Genomic DNA, 23,997 nt, shown 5'->3' on the forward strand with positions numbered 1-23,997 from the left:
TTGCTACCATGGATTGTCGACAAATATGGCTCCAAGCCTACTCCGATCGATCGGGTGAATGCTATACTCCGCGCTCCACTGAACAGACCAGACAGGGGAGTTCTCAATGGGGTTCCAGAAAATCGTCGTCCCTGAAGGCGGCCAGAAGATCACCGTCAACGCCGACAACACCCTGAACGTGCCGAATGAGCCGGTCATCCCGTTCATCGAGGGTGACGGCATCGGCGTCGACGTGACGCCGGCCATGAAGATCGCCATCGACTCCGCCGTGCAGAAGGCCTACAACGGCGATCGCAAGATTCACTGGATGGAGGTCTACGCCGGTGAGAAGGCCACCCAGGTCTATGACGCCGATACCTGGCTGCCGGAAGAGACCCTGGAAGCCGTCAAGGACTACGTCGTCTCCATCAAGGGGCCGCTGACCACCCCGGTGGGCGGTGGCATCCGCTCCCTGAACGTGGCCCTGCGCCAGAAGCTCGACCTCTACGTCTGCCAGCGCCCGGTTCGCTGGTTCGAGGGCGTGCCCAGCCCGGTCAAGAAGCCCGGCGACGTGGACATGGTCATCTTCCGCGAGAACTCCGAGGACATCTACGCCGGCATCGAGTGGAAGGCCGGCACCCCGGAAGCCGACAAGGTGATCAAGTTCCTGCGCGAGGAGATGGGTGTCACCAACATCCGCTTCCCCCAGGACTGCGGCCTCGGCGTCAAGCCGGTCTCCGAGGAGGGCACCAAGCGCCTCGTGCGCCAGGCCCTGCAGTACACTGTGGACAACGACCGCGAGTCGCTGACCCTGGTGCACAAGGGCAACATCATGAAGTTCACCGAAGGTGCCTTCAAGGACTGGGGCTACGAGCTCGCCCGCGATGAGTTCGGCGCCGAGCTGCTCGACGGCGGCCCCTGGATGACCTTCAAGAACCCCAAGACCGGCAAGGACATCGTGGTCAAGGACGTGATCGCCGACGCCATGCTGCAGCAGATCCTGCTGCGCCCGGCCGAGTACGACGTCATCGCCACCCTGAACCTCAACGGTGACTACCTGTCCGACGCCCTGGCGGCGGAAGTGGGCGGCATCGGTATCGCGCCGGGCGCCAACCTTTCCGACGCCGTGGCCATGTTCGAGGCCACCCACGGCACCGCGCCGAAGTACGCCGGCCAGGACAAGGTCAACCCGGGCTCGCTGATCCTCTCCGCCGAGATGATGCTGCGCCACATGGGCTGGGTCGAGGCCGCCGACCTGGTGCTCAAGGGCATGGAGAAGGCGATCTCCAGGGGCGAGGTCACCTATGACTTCCATCGCCTGATGGACGATGCCAAGCTGCTCAAGTGCTCCGAGTTCGGTCAGGCCGTCGCCGACAACATGTAAGTCGCGGCGCCGAGCCCGGGGCCCCCGTCCGCCGCATGGCGGGCGGGGGCCCTTTGCGTTGAGCAGGCGCGAGTGAACCCCGCCGGCCCCGTGGCGTCCAATCACGGTTGAGACCTACCCTGGTGGCCGGCTTGTCGAGATGGATAGTGGCTCTTATGTTCAAGACAGAAGAGGAGGCGTGGCGTGAGTGGCACGCCTCGATCCGGGGAGGCATGACCCGCCCCCCCGAGCCTGGCGAGGAGAGTGACGACGACCTGGCGGTGCAGAGCGCCGATCCGGAGGTGGCGCGTCCGCCACTGTACAAGGTGGTGTTGCATAACGACGACTTCACCCCCATGGAGTTCGTGGTGGAGGTGCTGCAGACCTTCTTTTACATGGACAGCGAGACCGCGGTGCAGGTGATGTTGACGGTGCACACCCAGGGCAAGGCCACCTGTGGCATCTTTACCCGCGACATCGCGGAAACCAAAAGCCACCAGGTCAATCAATACGCAAGAGAGTGTCAGCATCCGCTGCTGAGCGACATCGAGGCGGCGGACTGATTCCGGACATGGTCGCGAAGGGGGATGGATGCCGGCCGTTGGGCGAGGAGACTTGCAACGGCGGCGTTTGTACCCGATGTTGATGATGCCGGACCTTGAAAGATCCGACGCAAGCCCTAGGCGGCGAGAAGGGGACTGCCATGCTGAGCAAAGAACTTGAACTGACCCTGAACACGGCCTTCACCGTGGCGCGCTCCAAGCGTCACGAGTTCATGACCGTGGAGCACCTGCTGCTGGCTCTGCTGGACAATGCCTCCGCGGCGGACGTGCTGAGGGCCTGCGGGGCCAACCTCGACAAGCTGCGGTCCGACCTGCAGGATTTCATCAATTCCACCACGCCGCTGATCCCCGAGGATCAGAGCGATCGTGAGACCCAGCCGACCCTGGGCTTCCAGCGCGTGCTGCAACGCGCCGTCTTTCATGTCCAGTCCTCGGGCAAGAGCGAGGTCACCGGCGCCAACGTGCTGGTGGCGATCTTCTCCGAACAGGAGAGCCAGGCGGTCTACTTCCTCAAGCAGCAGAACGTGGCCCGGGTCGATGCGGTCAACTACATCGCCCACGGCATCTCCAAGGTGGCCGGCCATGGCCAGAGCCCCTCGTCGCCCTCTCCCGAGTCCGAGGAGGCCGAGGAGGGCGGTGCCGAGACCGGCGCCAATCCGCTGACCGGCTTCGCCACCAACCTCAACGAGCAGGCCCGGCTGGGCAAGATCGACCCCCTGATCGGGCGTGAGCACGAGCTCGAGCGGGTGGTGCAGATCCTTGCGCGTCGGCGCAAGAACAACCCGCTGCTGGTCGGCGAGGCCGGCGTGGGCAAGACCGCCATCGCCGAGGGGCTCGCCAAGCGGGTCGTCGAGGAGGACGTGCCCGAGGTGATCGGTGATGCGGTGGTCTATGCCCTCGACATGGGCGCCCTGCTGGCCGGCACCAAGTACCGGGGCGACTTCGAGAAGCGGCTGAAGAGCCTGCTCGCCGAGCTCAAGAAGCAGCCCAACGCCATCCTCTTCATCGACGAGATCCATACGGTGATCGGCGCGGGAGCGGCCTCGGGGGGGGTGATGGACGCCTCGAACCTGCTCAAGCCGCTGCTCTCCTCCGGTGACCTGCGCTGCATCGGTTCCACCACCTTCCAGGAGTTCCGCGGCATCTTCGAGAAGGACCGGGCGCTCGCCCGCCGTTTCCAGAAGGTCGACGTCATGGCGCCCTCGGTGGAGGACACCATCCGTATCCTCAAGGGGCTGCGGTCGCGCTTCGAGGAGCATCACCGGCTCAAGTACACCGATGCGGCCCTCGACAGTGCGGCGCGCCTGGCGGATCGCTACATCAACGACCGCCATCTGCCCGACAAGGCCATCGACGTGATCGACGAGGCCGGCGCCCACCAGCGGCTGCTGCCGCCCGAGGTGCGGATCGACACCATCGACGTCGACCAGGTCGAGGCGGTGGTGGCCTCCATCGCGCGGATTCCGCCGAAGAGCGTCTCGAGCTCCGACCGCAAGCTGCTCGAGAACCTCGACCGCGACCTCAAGATGCTGGTGTTCGGCCAGGACGAGGCGATCGACAGCCTCTCGGCCGCCATCAAGCTCTCGCGGGCCGGCCTCAAGTCGCCGGACAAGCCGGTGGGCAGCTTCCTGTTCGCCGGCCCCACCGGGGTGGGCAAGACCGAGGTCGCTCGCCAGCTGTCGAAGATCATGGGCATCGAGCTGGTGCGCTTCGACATGTCCGAGTACATGGAGCGTCACACGGTGTCGCGGCTGATCGGGGCGCCCCCCGGCTACGTCGGTTACGACCAGGGCGGCCTGTTGACCGAGGCGATCACCAAGAATCCGCATTGCGTGCTGCTGCTCGACGAGATCGAGAAGGCGCATCCGGAGGTCTTCAACCTGCTGCTGCAGGTGATGGACCACGGCCGCCTGACCGACAACAACGGCCGTGAGGCGGACTTCCGTCACGTGATCCTGATCATGACCTCCAACGCCGGGGTCGAGCTGGCCACGCGGCGCTCCATCGGCTTCCAGACCCAGGATCACTCCACCGACGCCATGGAGGCCATCCGCAAGACCTTCTCGCCGGAGTTCCGCAACCGTCTGGATGGCATCATCCAGTTCCACTCCCTGCCGATGTCGGTGGTGCGCAGCGTGGTGGACAAGTTCCTGGTGGAACTGCAGGCACAGCTCGACGAGAAGCGGGTCCAGCTCGACGTGGACGATGCCGCCCGGAACTGGCTGGCCGAGAAGGGCTACGACCCCGACATGGGCGCTCGCCCCATGGCGCGCCTGATCCAGGAGAAGCTCAAGAAGCCGCTGGCGGAGATGATCCTGTTCGGCGAGCTCTCGGAGCACGGCGGGGTGGTGCACGTCAGCGTGGAGGAGGGCGAGCTGCACCTCTCCACCGAGTCGGAGCTGGCCGACGCGCCCTGAGCGGTATCACGCTTTTCACCACGACGACACGGCGCCCTGTCTCTGGACGGGGCGCTGTACGTTGCGTGGCCGTGAGCGGAGGCGTGGTGGTACCTGGCGGGCAGGGTCAGCGTGAACGGTAGACGATGCGACCCTTGGAGAGGTCGTAGGGAGTCAGCTCGACCTTGACCTTGTCGCCGGTGAGGATACGGATGTAGTTCTTGCGCATCTTGCCCGAGATATGGGCGGTGACCACGTGGCCGTTCTCCAGCTCGACGCGGAACATGGTGTTGGGAAGGGTATCGACGACGACGCCTTCCATTTCGATATGGTCTTCACGTGCCATATAGGCGGTTCCTCGCTGATGATGATGGTGCGATGCGGCACCGAGGCGCGCAGGTGACGCCCGTGCCGACAGAATAGCGCGGTATTGTGCCGCATGCCGGGCGTCAAGGCAAAAAAGCCGCCGTTCGACGCGGGACCCGGCGGGTCAGACGGGAAGGGTGCGTCGCCAGTGGCGCCCGTCGAGCATCTCCAGCGGGCGGAAGGCCTTCTTGTAGTTCATCTTGCGGCACTCGCGGATCCAGTAGCCCAGGTAGACGTGGGGCAGGCCCAGGTCACGGGCCCGCTCGACCAGCGAGAGCACGGCGAAGGTGCCGAGCGAGCGGCGGTCCAGCGTCGGGTCGGGGTCGAAGAAGGTGTAGATCGCCGAGAGCCCGTGTTCCAGCTGGTCATAGGCCGCCACGGCCACCAGTCGGCCCTCGAGGCGGAACTCCAGCAGCCGGGCATAGTCCTGGTCGAGGGTCAGGAAGGTGCGGTACTGCTCGTGGCTCGGCGGGAACATGTCGCCATCGGCGTGGCGGATACGGATGTAGTGGGCGTAGAGGGCATAGTGCTCGCTGTCGAAGATCGCCGGACGCACGTGCAGCGTGAGGTCGGCATTGCGCCGGACGAGCCGGCGCTGGTTGCGGCTCGGGGCGAAGTCGGCCACCGGGATGCGTACCGAGATGCAGGCGCTGCAGCCCTCGCAGTGCGGGCGATAGAGGTGGCGACCGCTGCGCCGGAAGCCCAGCAGCGCCAGGGCATCGTAGACGCCACGCCCGGGCGACTCCTGGGGGTCGAGGAACAGGGTGGTGGCCTCACGCCCCTCGAGATAGCTGCAGGCATGCGGCACGGTGAGGAAGAACCGCAGGTCCCGTACCGGTTGCCGGGGTGTATTGCTGCTCACGGCTCCCCCCTCTCTTGCGTCGAATGGCGTGCCGTACTACCAAGGCGTTCGAATGACCAGCTGGGCGGGATGATGCAGGTGTCATCCTCGGCAACGTCCGGTGCCTTGCCCAGCCACTTTTCAAGATAGCCGATGAACTCGGCCCGGGCGATGTCGCGGGCACCGAGACTGGCCAGGTGGGCGGTATGCATCTGGCAGTCGATCAGCCGGCCGCCGCCGTCCTGCATGGCCCGGGCCAGGTGCACCAGGGCGACCTTGGAGGCGTCCGCGACCCGGGAGAACATCGATTCACCGAAGAAGACCGGACCGAGGGCCACCCCGTAGAGGCCGCCCACCAGCCGCTCGCCGCGCCATACCTCCACCGAGTGGGCCATGCCCAGGGCATGCAGGCGGCCATAGGCTTCGCGCATGGCGTCGGTGATCCAGGTGCCTGGCTGGCCGTCACGGGGGCCGGCACAGGTCGCGATCACCGCATCGAAGGCGGTGTCGGCGGTGACCCGGAAGCCCCCGTTGCGTAATCGCTTGGCGAGGCTCCTGCGCACGCGGATCTCGTGAGGAAACAGCACCATGCGAGGGTCCGGGCTCCACCACAGGATCGGCTGGTCGTCGCTGTACCAGGGGAAGATGCCGCGGTGGTAGGCCGCGAGCAGCCAGGCCGGGCTCAGGTCGCCGCCGACGGCCAGCAGGCCGTCGGGATCGCGCAGGGCCTGCTCGACGGGGGGGAAGTGCACGGGGTGATCGGCAAGCCAGGGCAGCATCGAGAATCGAATCCTTGCGGGACGGAGCCTCAAGTGTGACGCTGGCGGCGACCCGGCTCAAGATGCTGGCCGACGGCGCGGGCCCCTGTGATGGCAAGCACTTGCTCGGTATGATTGGCGCCATGGAAACGGAAGACGCCAACTGTGGCGCAAGGGGGATGGCCGCTTGAGTGTCAAGAAGAAGGTGTCGCCGCGTCGAGTGAGTGCGACCAATGCCAGGGAGACGGCGAAACGCTTCGGCCTGCAGCTGCAGGGATCGGCACGCGAAGGCGTGGCCATCATGCTGCTGGCGGCCTGCGTCTTCCTGCTGCTGGCGCTGTTCAGCTTCCAGCCCGGCGACCCGGGCTGGTCACGCAGCGGGCCCGAGACCGAGGTCGCCAACTGGATGGGCCCGATCGGGGCCTGGCTCTCCGATGTGCTCTATTCGCTGTTCGGTGTGAGTGCCCTGTGGTGGCCCGGTATGCTGGGCTTCGCCGCCTGGCGGCTGCTCCGCTCCCGCCAGGTGCACCTGGAGTGGGATGCCACGGCCCTGGCGGTGCGCAGCGGCGGCCTGGTGCTGCTGCTGCTCGGCACCACCACGCTCGGTGCACTGCACTTCTACAATTCGGAGAGCCTGCTGCCCTACTCCTCGGGAGGGATCCTCGGGGAGGGGCTGGTCGGCGCCCTGGTGCCACTGGTCGGCGTCGGGGGCTCCGGCCTGCTGTCGCTGGCGGCGATGCTCTGCGGTTTTCCGTTGTTCACCGGGTTGTCATGGTTCACGGTGATGGACGAGCTCGGCCACCGTGCCCTGCGGTTCTGGCAGCGGTTGGCCGAACCCTTCGGCCTCTCGTCCGACCGGCGCGAGCCGCGCCGGGCTGGGCGCGACGAGGCCGAGGAGCAGACGCCCCCGGCACCCGTGGCCGAGTCCGACGACGAGGCGCCGACGCGGCAGCGCTGGTGGCAACGCCTGCTGCCCGGCCGGCGAGGGGAGGCGCTCCCCGAGCTGGCGGCCGCCGGCGATGCCCGGCGTGAGCCGGGTTTCGGCAATGATGGCGACACCGAGATTCCCTGGGAGGTGCCCGCGCACACCCCCTCCGCCAAGCGCCCGGAGGCGGCCTACAGCGCCCGCACGCCGACACCCGCACCCCACAGGGGGGGCGGCAGCACCGCGGCGGCAGCGAGCGCTACGGCGGCGTCAGGTACCGCCGGGGCCGCTGCCGTCCCCCCCTTCCGCGCGCCCGAGGCTGGCGGGGCCCGCCGTGTGCCGGAGACGGTGCCCGAGCCGGTGCTGCCCGACGATGACGAGGCCCCCCCGGCCTGGAGCGGCCCCTCGCTGCGGGCCAGCCGCGACGATGACCCCCTGGCGGCACCGGCCACCGGCAACGAGCGTCGTGAGGCGCCTGCCGAAGCCGCGGAGCCGGAGGACGAGGCTCCGCCGCCGGCCTGGGCCTCCTCGGGCTCGTCGCCGCATTCGCCGGTACGCGACGGGGGGCGTCGCGAGCCGGCGCTGGTCGACTGGCAGGCGGGTGACTGGGAGGACGACGCCGACGAGCCGCGTCTGGGCCGGGACGAGCCGGTCCGGGACGAGGACGCCGCGCGGACGGCGGCCGAGGAGACGCCTGCCGTCCGCGCGGCGAGCGATGGTCCCGCGGTGGGCCATGCCTCCGACGAGTCGGCCGCCGACGATGCTCCCCGTGTCGCCACCGCCGAGCAGGGGCGCGCGGCCGCCGACCAGCCCGATGGCCCCACCCTCTGGACCGTTGAGCACCTGCAGAACCAGCGGCCGCTGTTCGACGACCTGCCCGACCCCGATGGCGAGCTGCCCAGCCTGCGCCTGTTGACCCCGCCCCAGCCCCATCAGCCCAACTACACGGACGCGCAGCTGGCCGAGATGGCCGAGCTGCTCGAGGTGCGGTTGCGCGAGTACGGGGTCAAGGCCGAGGTGGTCGACACCTGGCCCGGGCCGGTGATCACCCGCTTCGAGATCAAGCCGGCGGCGGGGGTGAAGGTCTCCAAGATCAGCAACCTGGCCAAAGACCTGGCGCGTTCGCTGATGGTCAAGAGCGTGCGGGTGGTGGAGGTGATTCCCGGTCGGCCCACGGTGGGCATCGAGATTCCCAACCCCAAGCGGGCGATGATCCGCCTGCGCGAGGTGATCGACTCCGACCGTTACCAGCAGGAGGCCTCGGCGCTGACCCTGGCGCTGGGCCAGGACATCGGCGGCGGCCCCGTGGTGGCCAACCTGGGCAAGATGCCCCACCTGCTGGTGGCCGGCACCACCGGCTCGGGCAAGTCGGTGGGGGTCAACGCCATGCTGATCTCCATGCTGCTCAAGGCCACCCCCGACGAGCTGCGCATGATCATGGTCGATCCCAAGATGCTCGAGCTGTCGGTCTACGACGGCATCCCGCACCTGCTGGCACCGGTGGTCACCGACATGAAGGAGGCTGCCAACGCCCTGCGCTGGTGCGTGGCCGAGATGGAGCGCCGCTACAAGCTGATGGCCTCCATGGGCGTGCGCAACATCGCCGGCTTCAACGCCAAGCTCGACGAGGCCGATCGCGCCGGCGCCCAGGTCGCCGACCCGCTGTGGGAGCCCCAGCCCTGGGAGATGCACCAGAGCCCGCCGGTGCTCGAGAAGCTGCCCTACATCGTGGTGGTGATCGACGAGTTCGCCGACATGTTCATGATCGTCGGCAAGAAGGTCGAGGAGCTGATCGCGCGGCTGGCCCAGAAGGCCCGGGCCGCCGGTATCCACCTGATACTGGCCACCCAGCGTCCCTCGGTGGATGTGGTCACCGGCCTGATCAAGGCCAATATCCCCACCCGCATGGCCTTCCAGGTCTCCTCGCGGGTCGACTCGCGCACCATCCTCGACCAGGGCGGCGCCGAGAACCTGTTGGGCCACGGCGACATGCTCTACCTGCCGGCGGGGTCCGGCCTGCCGACCCGGGTCCACGGTGCCTTCGTCGACGACGACGAGGTGCACCGGGTGGTGGAGGACTGGAAGCGTCGCGGCGAGCCGAAGTACATCGACGAGATCCTCTCCGGCGGCGTCTCCGCTGAGGCCCTCACCGGCCTGGAGGCCGAGGGCGTCGATGGCGACGATGCCGAGCAGGACGCCCTCTACGACGAGGCGGTACAGTTCGTCACCGAGTCGCGCCGGGCCTCCATCTCGGCGGTGCAGCGCCGCTTCAAGATCGGCTACAACCGGGCCGCCCGCCTGGTCGAGGCCATGGAGATGGCCGGGGTGGTGTCGACCATGGGCACCAACGGTGCCCGCGAGGTACTGGCGCCGCCGCCGGTGGGTAACTGAGCCCAGTACCCCGCTCAACCATGCAGCAATGATGAAAGCGCCGGCGGGCATGCAACCCGCCGACGCCCCCTTGGTCCGAGTGACAGGATTCCATGATGGACCCGTCCAGGGAGACAGAGACGATGACCATGAAGAAGACCCTTGCCACGCTGGCCATGACGTTCGCCGTGCCGTTGTCGGCCCTGGCCAGCGAGGGCGCCGAGCGCCTGACCCGCATGCTCGAGCCGCTGGAGACCTACGAGGCCGCCTTCCAGCAGCAGATCCTCGACGGCAGCGGCCAGCGCCTGCAGGAGGCCAGTGGCCACATGTGGCTGTCTCGCCCCGGCAAGTTCCGCTGGGAGGTCGATGCGCCCTACCAGCAGGAGGTGGTCTCCGATGGCGAGGAGGTCTATCTGTATGACCCCGACCTGGAGCAGGTCACCGTGCAGGCGCTGGACCAGCGCGTGACCCACACGCCAGCACTGCTGCTCTCCGGCAGCGCCAGTGAGCTGACCGACAGCTATGACGTCTCGCGCCAGCAGCAGGGCAGTGCCGAGACCTTCACCCTGCTGCCGCGCTCCCCCGACACCCTGTTCGAGGAGCTGAAGATGACCTTCCGCGGCGAGCGCCTGGCGTTCCTGCAGATGACCGACAGCACCGGCCAGCGCACCGCCATCGAGTTCCGCGACGTGCAGATGAACGAGGCCATCGACGACGGCCTGTTCGCCTTCGAGATTCCCGACGGCACCGATGTGATTCGGGATACTCACTAGCGCCGAGCGGCCCGTCCATAGCGGGAAGTGCCGGCGTGAGCGGCGCCGGGGACTGGCCGAAGCGGAGGTCATTCTTCAGGGATGAAGGATGTAGCGTCCAGGGACGGATTCACAGCGCCTCCGCGAAGGCCAGTCGCCGGAAAAGCCGCGGCCCAGGTCCTACCCTGGCAGAGCGAAAACCCCACCGGATCGAGTCCGATGGGGGTTTCTCGCTTTCTGCCTCGACGCCAGCCGCCCGCCACCGAGCGGCTGGGCGCTTGTAGCTTGGCGCTGCCCGAAGGGCGCCGCGGCGCTACACGTCGCTGCCGTCCCCATCCGCCTCCCTGTCCAGCGCCTCCCGCCAGGCCATGAGCTGGCCATAGCGCTTCTCCTGACCGTACTCCGTCGGCTGGTAGAAACGCTGGTGCGGAATCTCGTCGGGCCAGCAGTCGTGGGCGCTGCCGGCGGGATAGCCGTGGGGCTCGTTGTGGGCATAGCGGTAGCCCTGGCCGTGACCCAGGGACGCCATCAGTTTCGTCGGCGCGTTGCGCAGGTAGGTGGGCACCTCGAGGCGCGGCTGGGCGGCGACGAAGGCTTTGGCCTCCTTCCAGGCGAGGTCGATGGCGTTGCTCTTGGGCGCCACGGCGAGGTGGATCGCCGCATGGGCAATGGCGCGCTGGCCCTCGTAGTCGCCCAGGCGCAGGTAGGCGTCCCAGGCGGCCATGACCAGCGGCAGGGCGCGCGGATCGGCGTTGCCGACGTCCTCGGAGGCGATGGCGGCCAGGCGCCGGACCACGTCCAGCGGGTCGCCGCCGCCCTGGAGGAAGCGGGCGATGTAGAGCAGCGCCGCGTCGGGGCGAGAGGAGCGCACCGACTTGTGGATCGCCGAGAGCAGGTCGTAAAAGTGGTCACCCTGCTTGTCGAAGGCACTGGCCTGGTGGCCGAGCACGTCCTCCAGCGCCTCGCGGCGCAGGATCTCGCCGCCGCCCTCGTTGGGTTCGGCGAAGTCACAGGCGGTCTCCAGCAGCCCCAGGGCGCGGCGGGCATCGCCGGCCGCGGCCCGGGCCAGCAGCCCCAGCACCCCGTCGTCGACGGCGATCCGGCGGCGTCCCAGGCCGCGTGTCTCGTCGGCCAGGGCCCGACGCATCACCTCCACCAGCTCGGCCTCGGTGAGCGACTTGAGCACATGGACCCGCGCGCGGGAAAGCAGCGCCGAGTTGACCTCGAAGGAGGGGTTCTCGGTGGTGGCGCCGATCAACGTCAGCAGGCCGGACTCCACATGGGGCAGCAGGGCATCCTGCTGGCTCTTGTTGAGCCGGTGGATCTCGTCGAGGAACAGCAGGGTGGGCTGCCCCTGGCCCTGGGCGGCCCGGGCCCGGTCCACCGCCGCGCGGATCTCCTTGACCCCGGCCATCACCGCCGAGAGGTGCTCGAGGCGGGCACCGGACTCCGCGGCGAGAATCTCGGCCAGGGTGGTCTTGCCGGTGCCGGGCGGGCCCCACAGGATCATCGAGCGCACCACGCCGGTCTCGGCCATGCGGCGCAGGGGCTTGTCGGGCCCTGCCAGCGCCTGCTGGCCCACGTAGTCGGCCAGCCGCCGCGGCCGCATGCGGAAGGCCAGGGGGGCGGCATCATCGCCGGTGGTCTGGTGGAACAGGTCCATGGCGGTCTCCCTGATGAACGGCAAGAGGATGCCCGGGCGGGTGTCGTCGACAATGCGACCTTGGTCGATAGACAGCCTCGCCGCCAGGCACTAGGTTGATACAACGTCTTCGGCGTGCCCTCCGGTATCGAGTGGCTCGCTGAACCCTGGCCAGGATGGCGAATCCAACGAGGAATGCCTTCCACACATCGCTGACAGGAAGAGGAGGCCACGACATGACCATGCTGACCCAGCTGCGCCGGGATCATGCCAATATGGCGCGCATGTTGCACGTTCTGCAGCTCAAGCAGAAGACCCTGTCGACCGGCGAGCGCCCAAACTTCCAGCTGGTGAGGGAGGTCGTCGACTACATCCTGGACTACATGGAGGGCTTTACGCTGCCCCTCGAGCGTATCTGCACCGAACAGTTGCAGCAGAAGGCTCCCGAGAGCGGTGACGTCACCGAACAGCTGGCCAAGGACTACCGGGGCCTGCGCGCACGTCTGAAGCGGCTGTCCGGTGACATCGACATGATCCTCATGGATGCGGTCGTGCCGATGGATCGTTTCTCCGATGACCTCAAGGCCTACCTGGAGAGCCATCGGGCCTACCTGCGTGACGAGCGTGAGCTGCTCTTCCCGCTGATCCAGCAGCACTTCGACGAGCAGGAGCTGCAACATCTCGGCGAGTTGCTTCCCGAAGGGGCCGCCGCCGAGCTGGAGCGCCTGCAGGAAGCCTATCCCGAGCTCTATGCCGAACTGCGCGAGGCGCCGGTGCAGGTGATCTGAGCCTGTGTGGGTGGGCCTCTTCGGGTCGTCGCCGGTCTGAGGTAGAATGCGTCCCCATGGTCGGTCCGGGGCACTCCGCCAGGAGCACTCGGCCGAGAACGTACCGCCGGGACCCAGTGCGATGCCAGCCAGCCTGCGCCATGTCATGCCTTCCTCTCTCCAGCCGCCCTCTTCTGACCGGGCGGGGGGAGCGCATTGTGGTGGGTGCCGGTGACCGGGCCGGTGCTGGTGTTCGACTCCGGTGTGGGGGGGCTCTCGGTGGTGGCGGCCCTGCGCGAGCGCCTGCCGGGGGCGGCGCTGGCCTATGCCTGCGACAATGCCATGTTGCCCTATGGCATTCGCGAGGACGGCTGGCTGGTGCAGCGTATCCTCGCCGTCTGCGAGGCGGCGGTCTCGGCCAGCGGCTGTTGCGCCCTGGTGGTGGCCTGCAATACCGCCAGCACCCTGGCACTCGACGCCCTGCGCGACCGGCTTGCGGTGCCGGTGGTCGGCACCGTGCCGGCGATCAAGCCGGCGGCGCAATGCAGTCGGACTGGCCATCTCGGCCTGTTGGCCACCAGTGCCACGGTGGCACGCCCCTACACCCTGCAACTGATTCGGGAGTTTGCCGCCGGCTGCCGGGTCACCCGGGTCGCCGCCGATGCGCTGGTCGGCGAGGCCGAGCGCTGGGTCGTCGGCGAGGCTCCGGATCGCGTGGTGATCCGCGAGGCGCTTGCACCGCTGTGGGTCGATCCCGAGCTCGATACGGTGGTGCTGGGCTGCACTCACTTCCCGCTGTTGCATGATGTCCTGGTCGAGGCGGCCCCTCGCGGAGTCGCCTGGATCGATTCCGGCGACGCCATCGCCCGCCGGGTCGCCCAGGTGGTCGCCGCGCCTGCTCCGTACCGGGGGCCGGGTGAGAGCTTCGTCACCGCCCCGGACCCGCGTCTGAGGGCAGGACTGGCGGCGTTCGGCTTCGCCGAGCCGTACCTGCTGCACCTCGACTGAGCCGCCTGGCGTCCACGGCATCAATTCCCGTCAGCATTGTCGTCACCATCCCTATCACCATTACAGGAGGCCCCGTGGCCGTTCCCGTCGTCGACCCCGCCCGCTACGACCAGCAACTCGAGGCCAAGCGCGAGCGCATCCTCCGCGACTTCGCCTGCTTCTCGCCGCCGGCACTGGAGGTGTTCCCCTCGCCACCGAGCCACTACCGCCAGCGTTGCGAGTTCCGGCTCTGGCACGAGGGGGACGACCTCTTCTATGCGATGTTCGAAATACAAGGGTCCGAGGTCGACCCGGCGGATCCGAAGAGGAAGAGGGTGATCCGCCTGGACGATTATCCGGTGGCCGGCCGGCGGATCAACGAGCTGATGCCGCAGTTGCTCGACGCCATTCGTGACGTCCCCCTGTTGCGGCGCAAGCTGTTCCAGGTGGAGTTCCTCACCACCCTCTCCGGTGAAGCGCTGGTCACCCTGATCTACCACCGCCCGCTGGACGAGGCCTGGAAAGCCGAGGCGCGTCGTCTGCAGGCGACCCTGGGTGCGATGATCATCGGCCGTTCGCGCAAGCAGCGCCTGGTGCTCGAGCGGGACCATGTCTGGGAGCGACTCGAGGTGGACGGGCGCGAGTTCGTCTACCAGCAGGTGGAGAACAGCTTCACCCAGCCCAATGCCGAGATCTGCCGCTCGATGCTGGCCTGGGCCCGTGATGTGACCCGCGACAGCCGGGACGGCGACCTGGTGGAGCTCTACTGCGGCAACGGCAACTTCACCGTCGCCCTGGCGGAAAACTTCCGCCGGGTGCTGGCCACCGAGATCTCGCGCACCTCGGTGGCCAGCGCACGGCTCAACCTCGAGGCCAATGGCATCGACAACGCCGTGATCGGCCGCATGTCCGCCGAGGAGTTTTCGCTGGCGCTGAAGGGCGAGAAGGGCGGGCGGCGCGTGGCCGAGTGGGCGCTGGGCGACTACGACTTCACCACGGTGCTGGTCGATCCGCCCCGGGCCGGGCTCGACGACGCGAGCTGCCAACAACTCGGCGGCTATGCGCGTATCGTCTATATTTCATGCAACCCGGATACCCTGGCGGACAACCTCGCGACCCTGACCAGGACGCATGACATTCGGCGTTTCGCCCTGTTCGACCAGTTTCCCTGGACCCATCACTGCGAGTGCGGGGTGCTGCTCGAGCGGCGAGCTTGATTGCGACCTTGGTCTAGTCAATGGCGAGGAAGTCAAGCGGTGATGCGCAACCGACATGCACCATGAGCAAGGTGGCAAGTCGGTGGGGGCGGTCCGGGGAGTGGCGTAAGATCGCAGGGCAAGGCGGCCAGGGGGCCGCCGTGAACTTTTCCCGGCCGCCCTTCGGCGGCCGTCGGCAGCCGAGGTGATGGATGCAGCACGTTGCGTACGACGAAGTCAGGCAGGATTTTCTCAAGCAACTCGCCGAGCGACTGGCTAGTCGACTGGACAAGGAGAAGGCCCGCGCGGTGGAGTCCTTCGCCCGCTACTTCTACGCCACGGTGCCGTTCGATGACCTCGCCGACCGTCGCCTGGACGACATCTATGGCGCCACCCTGTCGGTGTGGCACTTCATTCAGCAGTTCGATCCTGCCTCGCCCAAGGTGAGGGTCTTCAACCCCGATTTCGAGGAGCACGGCTGGCAGTCGACCCACACCTTCGTGGCGGTGCTGCACGAGGACATGCCGTTCCTGGTGGATTCGGTGCGCATCGAGCTAAATCGACGGGGCATCACCGTGCACGCGATCCACAACGCCGTGCTGGCGGTGGCGCGTGACGACAAGGATCATCTCGTGCGGGTCGCCTCGCCCCGGGAGCAGGGCGCGCCGGAGTCGCGCGAGTCGCTGATCGCCATCGAGATCGACCGCCATACCGACCCCGCCGTCCTCGCGGATCTCCAGGCCAGCCTTCACGAGGTGCTGGTCGATGTGCGCACCGCGGTGGCAGACTACGATGCGATGGTCGAGCAGGTCGAGAAGGCGATCGAGGAGATCCGGGCCGTCCGCCCGGCATCGATCAATCCCGAGGACCACAGCGAAGCCATCGCCTTCCTCGAGTGGCTGCGCCAGGAGAACTTCACCTTCCTCGGCTACGACGCCTACGAGATCCGCGAGCAGGACGGCAAGGAGTGGCTCGAGAAGGTCGAGGGCAGCGAGCTGGGGGTCTTTCGCCTGGACCAGCCGCGCTATCGCGAGCGCATCCGCACCACGGTCGGAGTCGACGGCGACCATTTTGTGCTGGTGCCCCAGCTGCTGTCGTTCGCCAAGAGCGCCCACCATGCCCGGGTGCACCGACCGACCTATCCCGACTACATCTCCATCGACCGCTACGACGAGCAGGGTCGCGTAATCGGTGAACACCGCTTCCTGGGGCTGTTCACCGCCGTGGTCTACAACGAGTCGCCGCGCAACGTGCCGATCCTGCGCCGCAAGCTCAAGTCGGTGATGGATATCGCCGGCTTCAACCCCAAGGGGCACAACGGCAAGCAGCTGTTGCAGATTCTCGAGGTCTATCCCCGCGACGACCTCTTCCAGATCGACATCGACGAGCTGGCCCAGACGGCCCTGGGCATCCTCGACATCCGCGAGCGTCGCCGGGTGCGACTGTTCGTGCGCGAGGACCGTTTCGGCAAGTTCTACTCCTGCCTGGTCTTCGTGCCGCGGGACGTCTTCTCCACCGAGCTGAGGCTGCGCATCCAGCATCTGCTCTGCGAGGAACTGGGCGCCACCTTCGGCGACTTCAACACCTACCTCTCGGAGTCGGTGCTGGCGCGTATCCAGTTCATCCTGCGTTTCGGGGGCGACCAGCCCGTCGCCTACGACCTCAAGCGCCTGGAGGGCAAGGTCGCCGAGCTCGCCCGCAACTGGCGTGACGATCTGCAGGCCGCCAGCATCGAGGGCTTCGGCGAGGAGCAGGCCAACAAGCTCATGGACCGCTTCCGCGGCGCCTTCCCCGCCGGCTATCGCGACGATTTCAGCGCCCGTACCGCGGTCTACGACCTGCACCACATCAGCGAGCTCGACGATGGCATTCCCCTGGCGCTTTCCCTCTATCGCCTGGTCGAGGAGGAGGGCAGCGGGGTCAACCTCAAGCTCTTCCATCGCGACCGCCCCATTCCGCTCTCCGACGTGCTGCCGATGATGGAGAACCTGGGCCTGCGGGTGATCGGCGAGCGTCCCTACGGGATTCACGCCACCGACGCCACCTACTGGATCCATGACTTCAACCTGGAGCATCACACCAGCACCGAGGTCAACCTGCAGGAGATGCGCGAGCCCTTCATCGAGGCCTTCCAGCGCATCTGGGTCGGGGAGGCGGACAACGACGCCTTCAACCGCCTGATCATCGGCGCCAACCTGGACTGGCGCGAGGTCGCGATGCTGCGCGGCTATGCCCGCTACCTGAAGCAGATCCGCTTCGGCGTCTCCCAGGACTACATGGCGACTACCCTGACCAACCACCCGGAGATCACCCGGGAGCTGGTGACGCTGTTCGAGCTGCGCTTCGACCCCGAGGAGCGGCCCGACGAGAGCGAAATCGAGGCCTGCCAGCAGCGCATCGTGCGGCTGCTCGACGACGTGGCCAGCCTCAACGACGACCAGTTGCTGCGTCGCTACATGGAACTGATCATGGCGACCCTGCGCACCAACTACTACCAGCAGGACGCCGACGGCCGCGTCAAGGACTACATCGCCTACAAGATGAACCCGTCCCAGGTCACCGGCATGCCCAAGCCGCGCCCGGCCTTCGAGATATTCGTCTGCTCACCGCGGGTCGAGGGGGTGCACCTGCGCGGGGGCAAGGTGGCTCGCGGCGGGCTGCGCTGGTCCGATCGCCACGAGGACTTCCGCACCGAGGTCCTCGGCCTCGTCAAGGCGCAGCAGGTGAAGAACGCGGTGATCGTGCCGGTGGGCGCCAAGGGGGGCTTCATCTGCAAGCGGATGCCCGAGGGGGGCGATCGTGACGCCATCCAGCGGGAGGGCATCACCTGTTACAAGACCTTCATCCGCGCCCTGCTCGACGTCACCGACAACCTGGTCGGCGGCGAGGTGGTGCCGCCCCGTGACGTGGTGCGCCACGACGATGACGACGCCTACCTGGTGGTGGCCGCCGACAAGGGCACCGCGACCTTCTCCGACATCGCCAACGAGATCTCCGCCGAGTATGGCCACTGGCTGGGCGACGCCTTCGCCTCGGGCGGCGCCAACGGCTATGACCACAAGAAGATGGGCATCACCGCCAAGGGGGCCTGGGAGTCGACCAAGCGGCACTTCCGTGGCCTGGGCCTGAACACCCAGCGCGACGAGTTCACCGTGGTGGGCATCGGCGACATGGGCGGCGACGTCTTCGGCAACGGCATGCTGCTCTCCGAGACGATCCGGCTGGTGGGCGCCTTCAACCACCTGCATATCTTCGTCGACCCGAACCCGGATGCCGCCGCCACCTTCGCCGAGCGCAAGCGGTTGTTCGACCTGCCGCGCTCGAGCTGGGAGGACTTCGATACCGGCCTGATCTCCGAGGGCGGCGGGGTGTTCAAGCGCAGCGCCAAGTCGATCCCGATCTCGCCGCAGATGAAGGCGGTGTTCGGCATCAAGGAGAACAAGCTGCCCCCCAACGAGCTGATCCGCGCCATGCTCAAGGCCGAGGTCGACCTGCTCTGGAACGGTGGCATCGGCACCTACGTCAAGGGCAGCGACGAGACCGATGCCGAGGTGGGCGACAAGGCCAACGACGCCCTGCGCATCGACGGCCGTGACCTCAACTGCCGTGTAGTCGGCGAGGGCGGCAACCTCGGGCTCACCCAGCATGGCCGCATGGAGGCCGCCGCCAAGGGCGTGCGGGTCAACACCGACTTCATCGACAACGCCGGCGGGGTGAACTGCTCCGACCACGAGGTCAATATCAAGATCCTTATCGACGAAGTGGTCAAGCGCGGCGACATGACCGGCAAGCAGCGCAACCAGCTGCTCGCCGACATGACCGACGAGGTCGCCGAGCTGGTGATCCTCGACAACTATCGCCAGACCCAGGCGCTGGATCTCTCCGAGATCCTCTCGCGTCAGGGCATCGGCCCCTTCAGTCGCTTCATCAGCGAGCTCGAGGCCGCCGGCCAGATCGATCGAGAACTCGAGTTCCTGCCCTCCGACGAGGAGCTCCAGGAGCGGGCCGCCAACGAGCAGGGCATGCTGCTGCCCGAGCTCTCGGTGTTGATCTCCTATGCCAAGAGCGTCCTCAAGGGCGACCTGATCGCTTCCGAGGTGCCGGACGACCCTACCATCGCGCGGCATGTCGAACGCATCTTCCCGAAGGTGCTGGTCGAGCGCTTCCGCGACGAGATGTACGAACACCGGCTGAAGCGCGAGATCGTGGCCACCCAGGTGGCCAATGACCTGTTCGACCATATGGGCATCGTCTTCGTGCGCCGGCTGATCGACTCCACCGGTGCCGGACGCGCCGACATCGCCCGGGCCTACGTGATTGCCCGCGAGAGCTTCCAGCTGACCGCCCTGTGGGAGCAGATCGAGGCCTTGGACAACCAGGTGCCGAGCCGGGTGCAGTACGGCATGATGCTCGACCTGATGCGTACGCTGCGTCGGGCCAGCCGCTGGTTCCTGCGTCAGCGCCTCGGCATGACCACCCAGGATACGATTGCCTACTTCGCCCCGCGCCTGGCCCAGTTGCAAGAGAACATCGGCGAGCGGCTGCGTGGCGAGGAACGCGAGGCCTGGGAAGCGCGGCGTCAGGAACTGGTGGAGGCGGGGGTACCCGCGGCACTGGCCACCACCGTGGTCTCCACGAACAGCCTCTACACCGCGCTCGGCATCATCCAGGCGGCGCGCCAGACCGGCGAGAAGCCCCAGCGGGTGGCCGAGGCGTTCCACGAGATCGGCGATCGTCTGGAGCTGCCGTGGCTGATCCAGAAGATCACCGATCTCAAGGTGCGCGACACCTGGCAGGCCAAGGCCCGCGAGACCTTCCGCGACGATATCGACCGTCAGCAGCTGGCGCTGTCGGTGAGCGTGCTCGGCATGGAGGGCGGACCGCGGGACCCGGTGGAGCGGGTCGACCGGTGGCTGCAGCTCCACGACACCATGTACGGGCGCTGGTGCCGGTTGCTCGAACAGGTGGGCAGCGGCAGCCAGGGCGGCTTCCCGCTGTTCGCCGTGGCGGTGCGTGAGCTCGTCGACCTGGCCGAGAGCAGCCGCGAAACCTGAGGCGCGACAGTACGCCGTGAGAGACGAACCCCGCCGCTGGCGGGGTTCGTCGTTTCCAGGGGGGCAGACTGTTATACTCCCGCCCGCTCGCTCGACACCGCCCGGAGATACCCATGTATTCGCTTGCCCGTTCGCTCCTGTTCCGCCTCGATGCCGAAACCGCCCATGGGGTCGCGCTGTCGGGGCTGGACCTGGCCGGTCGGCTGGGGCTCGCCGGGCGCCTGGCCGGCCCGCGGGTCGACGACCCGGTGGAGCTGATGGGACTGCGCTTTCCCAATCGCGTGGGCCTGGCGGCGGGGCTCGACAAGAATGCCGACCATCTGGATGCCCTGGGGGCGCTGGGCTTCGGCTTCGTCGAGGTCGGCACCGTCACCCCCAGGCCCCAGGACGGCAACCCCAGGCCCCGCCTGTTTCGCCTCCCGGAGCAGGGGGCAATCATCAACCGCATGGGGTTCAACAATGCCGGGGTGGACCGCCTGGTCGAGCGGGTCAGGAAGCGTCGCTATGCCGGCATCGTCGGCATCAATATCGGCAAGAACCTGACCACGCCGGTGGAGCGGGCGGTGGACGACTACCTGACCTGCCTGCGCAAGGTCCACGCCCAGGCGGACTATGTGGCGGTGAACATCTCCTCGCCCAACACCCCGGGGCTGCGCAACCTGCAGTTCGGCGAGCACCTCGACCAGCTGCTCGGCGCGCTGCGCGAGACGGGTCATGGGCTCGACCGCGAGGCCGGCCGCCGTGTGCCGCTGGCGGTGAAGATCGCACCGGACATGAGTGCCGAGGAGGTGGCGCTGGTGGCCCGGACGCTCGAGGCCAATGCCATCGATGCGGTGATTGCCACCAACACCACGGTGTCGCGGGACGCGGTGGCCGGCCTCACCCATGGCGACGAGCAGGGGGGGCTCTCCGGCCGGCCGGTCTTCGAGCCGTCGAATGCGGTGATTCGCGAGCTGCGCCGTCATCTGCCGACCCTGCCGATCATCGGCGTGGGGGGCATCGACAGCGGCGAGGCGGCCGCGGGCAAGTGCCAGGCAGGGGCGGACCTGGTGCAGCTCTATTCGGGGTTCATCTACCGCGGACCGCGGCTGGTGGGGGAGTGTGCCCGGGCGTTGAAGGCCTGCGCCGGGACACGGGGGGAGTGAACCAAGAAGCCCGCGGCAGGGCCACGGGCTCTATTGGCTGACCGTCTTCGACGGCCGGTGAAGGGAACCGAAAGGGAGACTCGAGGGTTCACATCACCATGGGGTTCTTGTGAGGGAGACTCGAGGGTTCACATCACCATGGGGTTCTTGTGTATGCCGGAGACACCAGTCATGCCGGACCAATGATCCCCACGACCTTCACGCCAACCGCTCATCCAGTATTCGCGAAGATTGATGTCCTGACTCGGACAATCATCACGGGAGCGACCCGAGATACCTGCCTTGTAGCCATGAATATAGGCGCGCTGGAAGCGATCACGTTTCTGTCGTTTCATTGGACTACCTCTTGAAAAGGTACCGGTGTGGGCCTGTCGTCTCGTCTCGGTCTGAAATAAGGACATAAGGCGACAGACGACCGACCCGTTCGATCCTCGGGCCCCGGGTTACCGCCGCCTGCAGGCCGAAAGGAATCGGCCGTGCGACGGATGGGGCCCGTTGACAGCAAACGCATGCGTTATTCAGTAGCTACTGACTAATTGATAGCGCAACGGGGTCGACGTTGTCGACCGTTGATTTGTAACATCCCGTTCACCCGGTCGTAATGGCCGCGATCCGCCCATCCGAGGGGCCGATGGACCTTCCATGACTGAGACACAAGCGACTGATTCGCTGGCATTCATTGCCACCTGCCCGAAGGGCATCGAACTCCTGCTGGCCGACGAGCTGGCCGACCTGGGCGCCGAGCCGGGCAAGACCACCGTGGCCGGGGTGCACTTCCGGGCCAGCCTGGCGACTGCCTATCGCGTCTGCCTCTGGTCGCGCCTGGCCAACCGCGTGGTGCTCTGCCTGGTGCGCGAGGAGGGCATCGAGACGCCGGACCAGCTGCGCCAGGCCGTCGCGGCGGTGGACTGGCGCGATCACCTGGGCGCCGACGGCAGCCTGGCGGTGGACTTTCACGGGCACTCCGAGGCGATCCGCCACACCCGCTTCGGTGCCCAGACCGTCAAGGATGGCGTGGTGGAGCGCCTGCTGGCCGCGGGTCGGCCGCGGCCCGACGTCGACCTGCGCCGCCCCGACCTGCGCCTCTATGCCAACCTGCATCGCGGCCGGCTGACCCTGGGGGTGGACTTCTCCGGCGACAGCCTGCACCGCCGCGGCTATCGCCGCGACGTCGGCCATGCGCCGCTCAAGGAGAACCTGGCCGCGGCCCTGCTGGTCCGGGCCGGCTGGCCGGCGCTGGCCCGCCAGGGCGCGCCGCTGGTCGACCCGCTCTGCGGGGCCGGCACCCTGTTGATCGAGGCGGCGCTGATCGCCGCCGACATGGCCCCCAACCTGGCACGGGAGCGATTCGGCTTCCACGGCTGGGCCGGTCATGACGAGCGACAGTGGCGCGAGCTGCGCCGCGAGGCCGAGGCCCGGGCCAGCATCGGGCGCAAGCGTTGTCGTTCGCGCTTGTTTGGCTTCGACGAGAGCCCGCCGGCGCTGGCCGCGGCCAAGGCCAATGCCATGCGCGCCGGCATTCCCGCGCTGATCGAGTTCCGCGGTGCCTCGCTGGGGCGGCTCGGGCGCCCCGAGGGGCTGCCGGACGCGGCGCGGGGCCTGCTGATCACCAACCCGCCCTATGGCGAGCGCCTGGGCGAGCTGCCCGAGCTGGTGACCCTCTATGGCCAGCTCGGCGAACGGGGGCAGGCGGCCTTTCCCGGCTGGCAACTGGCCGTGTTCACCGCCAACCCCGACCTGGGCCACCGCATCGGCCTGCGCGCCCACAAGCACTACTCGCTGAAGAATGGCCCGCTGGATGCCCGGCTGCTGCTGATGGCGATCCCCGAAGCCGACGAAGGCCTGGCGGGGGCAGAGCCGGCGCCACGGCCCCGACTCTCGAAGGGGGCGCAGATGTTCGCCAATCGCCTGGAGAAGAACCGCAAGCGGCTGAGGAAGTGGCTGAAGCAGTCCGGCGAGAGCTGCTTCCGGCTCTATGACGCCGACATGCCGGAGTACGCCCTGGCCATCGATGTCTACGGCGACCGGGTGCATGTCCAGGAGTACGCGCCGCCGAAGACGATCGACGCCGAGCAGGCCCAGCGGCGCCTGTTCGATGCGCTCACGGTGCTTCCCGAGGTGCTGGGCGTGGACCCGGCGGCTATCGTGGTCAAGCGGCGCGAGCGCCAGAGCGGCAAGGGCCAGTACCAGAAGCAGGCCACCAGCGGCGAGCGCTTCGAGGTGCGCGAGGGCAGGGCACGGCTGTGGGTCAACCTGCGCGACTACCTCGATACCGGCCTGTTCCTCGACCACCGCCCGGTGCGCCGGATGCTGGGCAAGATGGCCGCCGGCAAGCGCTTTCTCAACCTGTTCTGCTACACCGGCACCGCCACGGTGCAGGCGGCGCTGGGGTCGCGGAAGGAGGACACCGAGGCGGCGGGGGCCAGCGACAGTGTCAGCGTCGACCTCTCCAACACCTACCTGGAGTGGGCGCGGGACAACTTCGCCCTCAACGGCCTCGACCCGAGCCGCCACCGGGTGGTGCGCGACGACTGCCTGCGCTGGCTGGAGACCGCCAGGGCGCAGTTCGACCTGATCTTCCTGGACCCGCCGACCTTCTCCAACTCCAAGAAGATGGAGGCCACCCTGGACGTGCAGCGCGACCACGGCCGCCTGGTGCGCCTGGCCATGGCCCGCCTGGCACCGGGCGGCACCCTGGTGTTCTCGAACAACCAGCGCCGCTTCCAACTGGATGCCGACCTCGCCGAGCACTACGCGGTGGAGGACATCTCGCGGAAGACCTTCGATCCGGATTTCAACCGCCGCCCGGGTCTGCATCACGTGTTCCTGATCCGTCATCGGGAGGCGTCATGAGACCTTCGATCCGCTCTCTATCTGGCAACCGCCGCCCGGG

Annotated in this window: 16 protein-coding genes; 11 read left to right on the top strand and 5 right to left on the bottom strand. The window is 67.7% G+C overall.

Features of this window, described 5'->3' with window-relative positions; translation table 11 throughout:
• Window positions 1–106 precede the first annotated feature (106 nt).
• The 3 genes from icd (at window position 107) to clpA (ending at window position 4,322) form a co-directional block, all read left to right on the top strand.
• Window positions 107–1,363, top strand: coding sequence for an NADP-dependent isocitrate dehydrogenase (gene icd / locus MKP05_RS05930; protein ID WP_110283648.1), 1,257 nt, complete (start codon window positions 107–109; stop codon window positions 1,361–1,363).
• Window positions 1,364–1,575: 212 nt separating this feature from the next.
• The gene (gene clpS / locus MKP05_RS05935) at window positions 1,576–1,905 is read left to right on the top strand and encodes an ATP-dependent Clp protease adapter ClpS (RefSeq protein ID WP_110284014.1); all 330 of its coding nucleotides are present in this window, start codon (window positions 1,576–1,578) and stop codon (window positions 1,903–1,905) included.
• Window positions 1,906–2,045: 140 nt separating this feature from the next.
• Window positions 2,046–4,322: an ATP-dependent Clp protease ATP-binding subunit ClpA gene (gene clpA / locus MKP05_RS05940; protein ID WP_110283649.1), complete on the top strand. Its 2,277-nt coding sequence runs from the start codon at window positions 2,046–2,048 to the stop codon at window positions 4,320–4,322.
• Window positions 4,323–4,428: 106 nt separating this feature from the next.
• Here the strand turns inward: clpA and infA are convergent, their stop codons facing one another.
• From infA to aat, 3 genes are all read right to left on the bottom strand, one after another.
• Window positions 4,429–4,647: a translation initiation factor IF-1 gene (gene infA, locus MKP05_RS05945; protein WP_013332816.1), complete on the bottom strand. Its 219-nt coding sequence runs from the start codon at window positions 4,645–4,647 to the stop codon at window positions 4,429–4,431.
• Window positions 4,648–4,791: 144 nt separating this feature from the next.
• Window positions 4,792–5,529 (bottom strand): arginyltransferase, encoded by a 738-nt coding sequence (locus MKP05_RS05950; RefSeq protein WP_240567439.1) that lies wholly within the window; start codon window positions 5,527–5,529, stop codon window positions 4,792–4,794.
• On the bottom strand, window positions 5,526–6,287 hold the full coding sequence (aat, locus tag MKP05_RS05955; RefSeq protein WP_240567440.1) for a leucyl/phenylalanyl-tRNA--protein transferase: 762 nt from the start codon (window positions 6,285–6,287) through the stop codon (window positions 5,526–5,528). The genes MKP05_RS05950 and aat overlap by 4 nt, the downstream gene beginning before the upstream one ends.
• 166 nt (window positions 6,288–6,453) lie before the next feature.
• On the opposite strand from aat, the gene MKP05_RS05960 reads away from it, so the two are divergent.
• Together MKP05_RS05960 and lolA are read left to right on the top strand one after the other, a co-directional pair.
• Window positions 6,454–9,582, top strand: a complete 3,129-nt coding sequence (locus tag MKP05_RS05960; protein ID WP_240567441.1) for a DNA translocase FtsK — start codon at window positions 6,454–6,456, stop codon at window positions 9,580–9,582.
• Window positions 9,583–9,704: 122 nt separating this feature from the next.
• Window positions 9,705–10,334 carry an outer membrane lipoprotein periplasmic chaperone LolA gene (gene lolA / locus MKP05_RS05965; RefSeq protein WP_240567442.1) on the top strand — a complete coding sequence of 210 codons (630 nt, stop codon included), beginning with the start codon at window positions 9,705–9,707 and terminating at the stop codon, window positions 10,332–10,334.
• Between the two features lie 292 nt (window positions 10,335–10,626).
• Here lolA and MKP05_RS05970 read toward each other — a convergent pair whose 3' ends face one another.
• A complete protein-coding gene (locus tag MKP05_RS05970) occupies window positions 10,627–11,976 on the bottom strand; it encodes a replication-associated recombination protein A (RefSeq protein WP_240567443.1) in 1,350 nt (449 codons plus the stop codon).
• 221 nt (window positions 11,977–12,197) lie between these two features.
• Here MKP05_RS05970 and MKP05_RS05975 point away from each other — a divergent pair, with 221 nt between their 5' ends.
• The 5 genes from MKP05_RS05975 to MKP05_RS05995 all read left to right on the top strand — a co-directional run bounded on the left by MKP05_RS05975 (window position 12,198) and on the right by MKP05_RS05995 (window position 21,104).
• A complete protein-coding gene (locus MKP05_RS05975; RefSeq protein WP_110284016.1) occupies window positions 12,198–12,743 on the top strand; it encodes a hemerythrin domain-containing protein in 546 nt (181 codons plus the stop codon).
• 210 nt (window positions 12,744–12,953) lie between these two features.
• Complete coding sequence (murI, locus tag MKP05_RS05980) at window positions 12,954–13,730, top strand: glutamate racemase (protein ID WP_240567465.1); 777 nt, start codon at window positions 12,954–12,956, stop codon at window positions 13,728–13,730.
• Between the two features lie 74 nt (window positions 13,731–13,804).
• Window positions 13,805–14,926 (top strand): tRNA (uridine(54)-C5)-methyltransferase TrmA, encoded by a 1,122-nt coding sequence (gene trmA / locus MKP05_RS05985; protein ID WP_240567444.1) that lies wholly within the window; start codon window positions 13,805–13,807, stop codon window positions 14,924–14,926.
• Between the two features lie 191 nt (window positions 14,927–15,117).
• Window positions 15,118–19,959 carry an NAD-glutamate dehydrogenase gene (locus tag MKP05_RS05990; RefSeq protein WP_240567445.1) on the top strand — a complete coding sequence of 1,614 codons (4,842 nt, stop codon included), beginning with the start codon at window positions 15,118–15,120 and terminating at the stop codon, window positions 19,957–19,959.
• Window positions 19,960–20,072: 113 nt separating this feature from the next.
• On the top strand, window positions 20,073–21,104 hold the full coding sequence (locus MKP05_RS05995) for a quinone-dependent dihydroorotate dehydrogenase (RefSeq protein WP_240567446.1): 1,032 nt from the start codon (window positions 20,073–20,075) through the stop codon (window positions 21,102–21,104).
• Between the two features lie 128 nt (window positions 21,105–21,232).
• Here MKP05_RS05995 and rmf read toward each other — a convergent pair whose 3' ends face one another.
• Window positions 21,233–21,439: a ribosome modulation factor gene (gene rmf, locus MKP05_RS06000; RefSeq protein WP_110283657.1), complete on the bottom strand. Its 207-nt coding sequence runs from the start codon at window positions 21,437–21,439 to the stop codon at window positions 21,233–21,235.
• A 307-nt stretch (window positions 21,440–21,746) separates the two neighbouring features.
• On the opposite strand from rmf, the gene rlmKL reads away from it, so the two are divergent.
• Window positions 21,747–23,957 (top strand): bifunctional 23S rRNA (guanine(2069)-N(7))-methyltransferase RlmK/23S rRNA (guanine(2445)-N(2))-methyltransferase RlmL, encoded by a 2,211-nt coding sequence (gene rlmKL / locus MKP05_RS06005; RefSeq protein WP_240567447.1) that lies wholly within the window; start codon window positions 21,747–21,749, stop codon window positions 23,955–23,957.
• Window positions 23,958–23,997 lie beyond the last annotated feature (40 nt).

It is taken from the genome of Halomonas flagellata (genome assembly GCF_022487945.1).
Lineage (GTDB): Bacteria > Pseudomonadota > Gammaproteobacteria > Pseudomonadales > Halomonadaceae > Halomonas > Halomonas flagellata.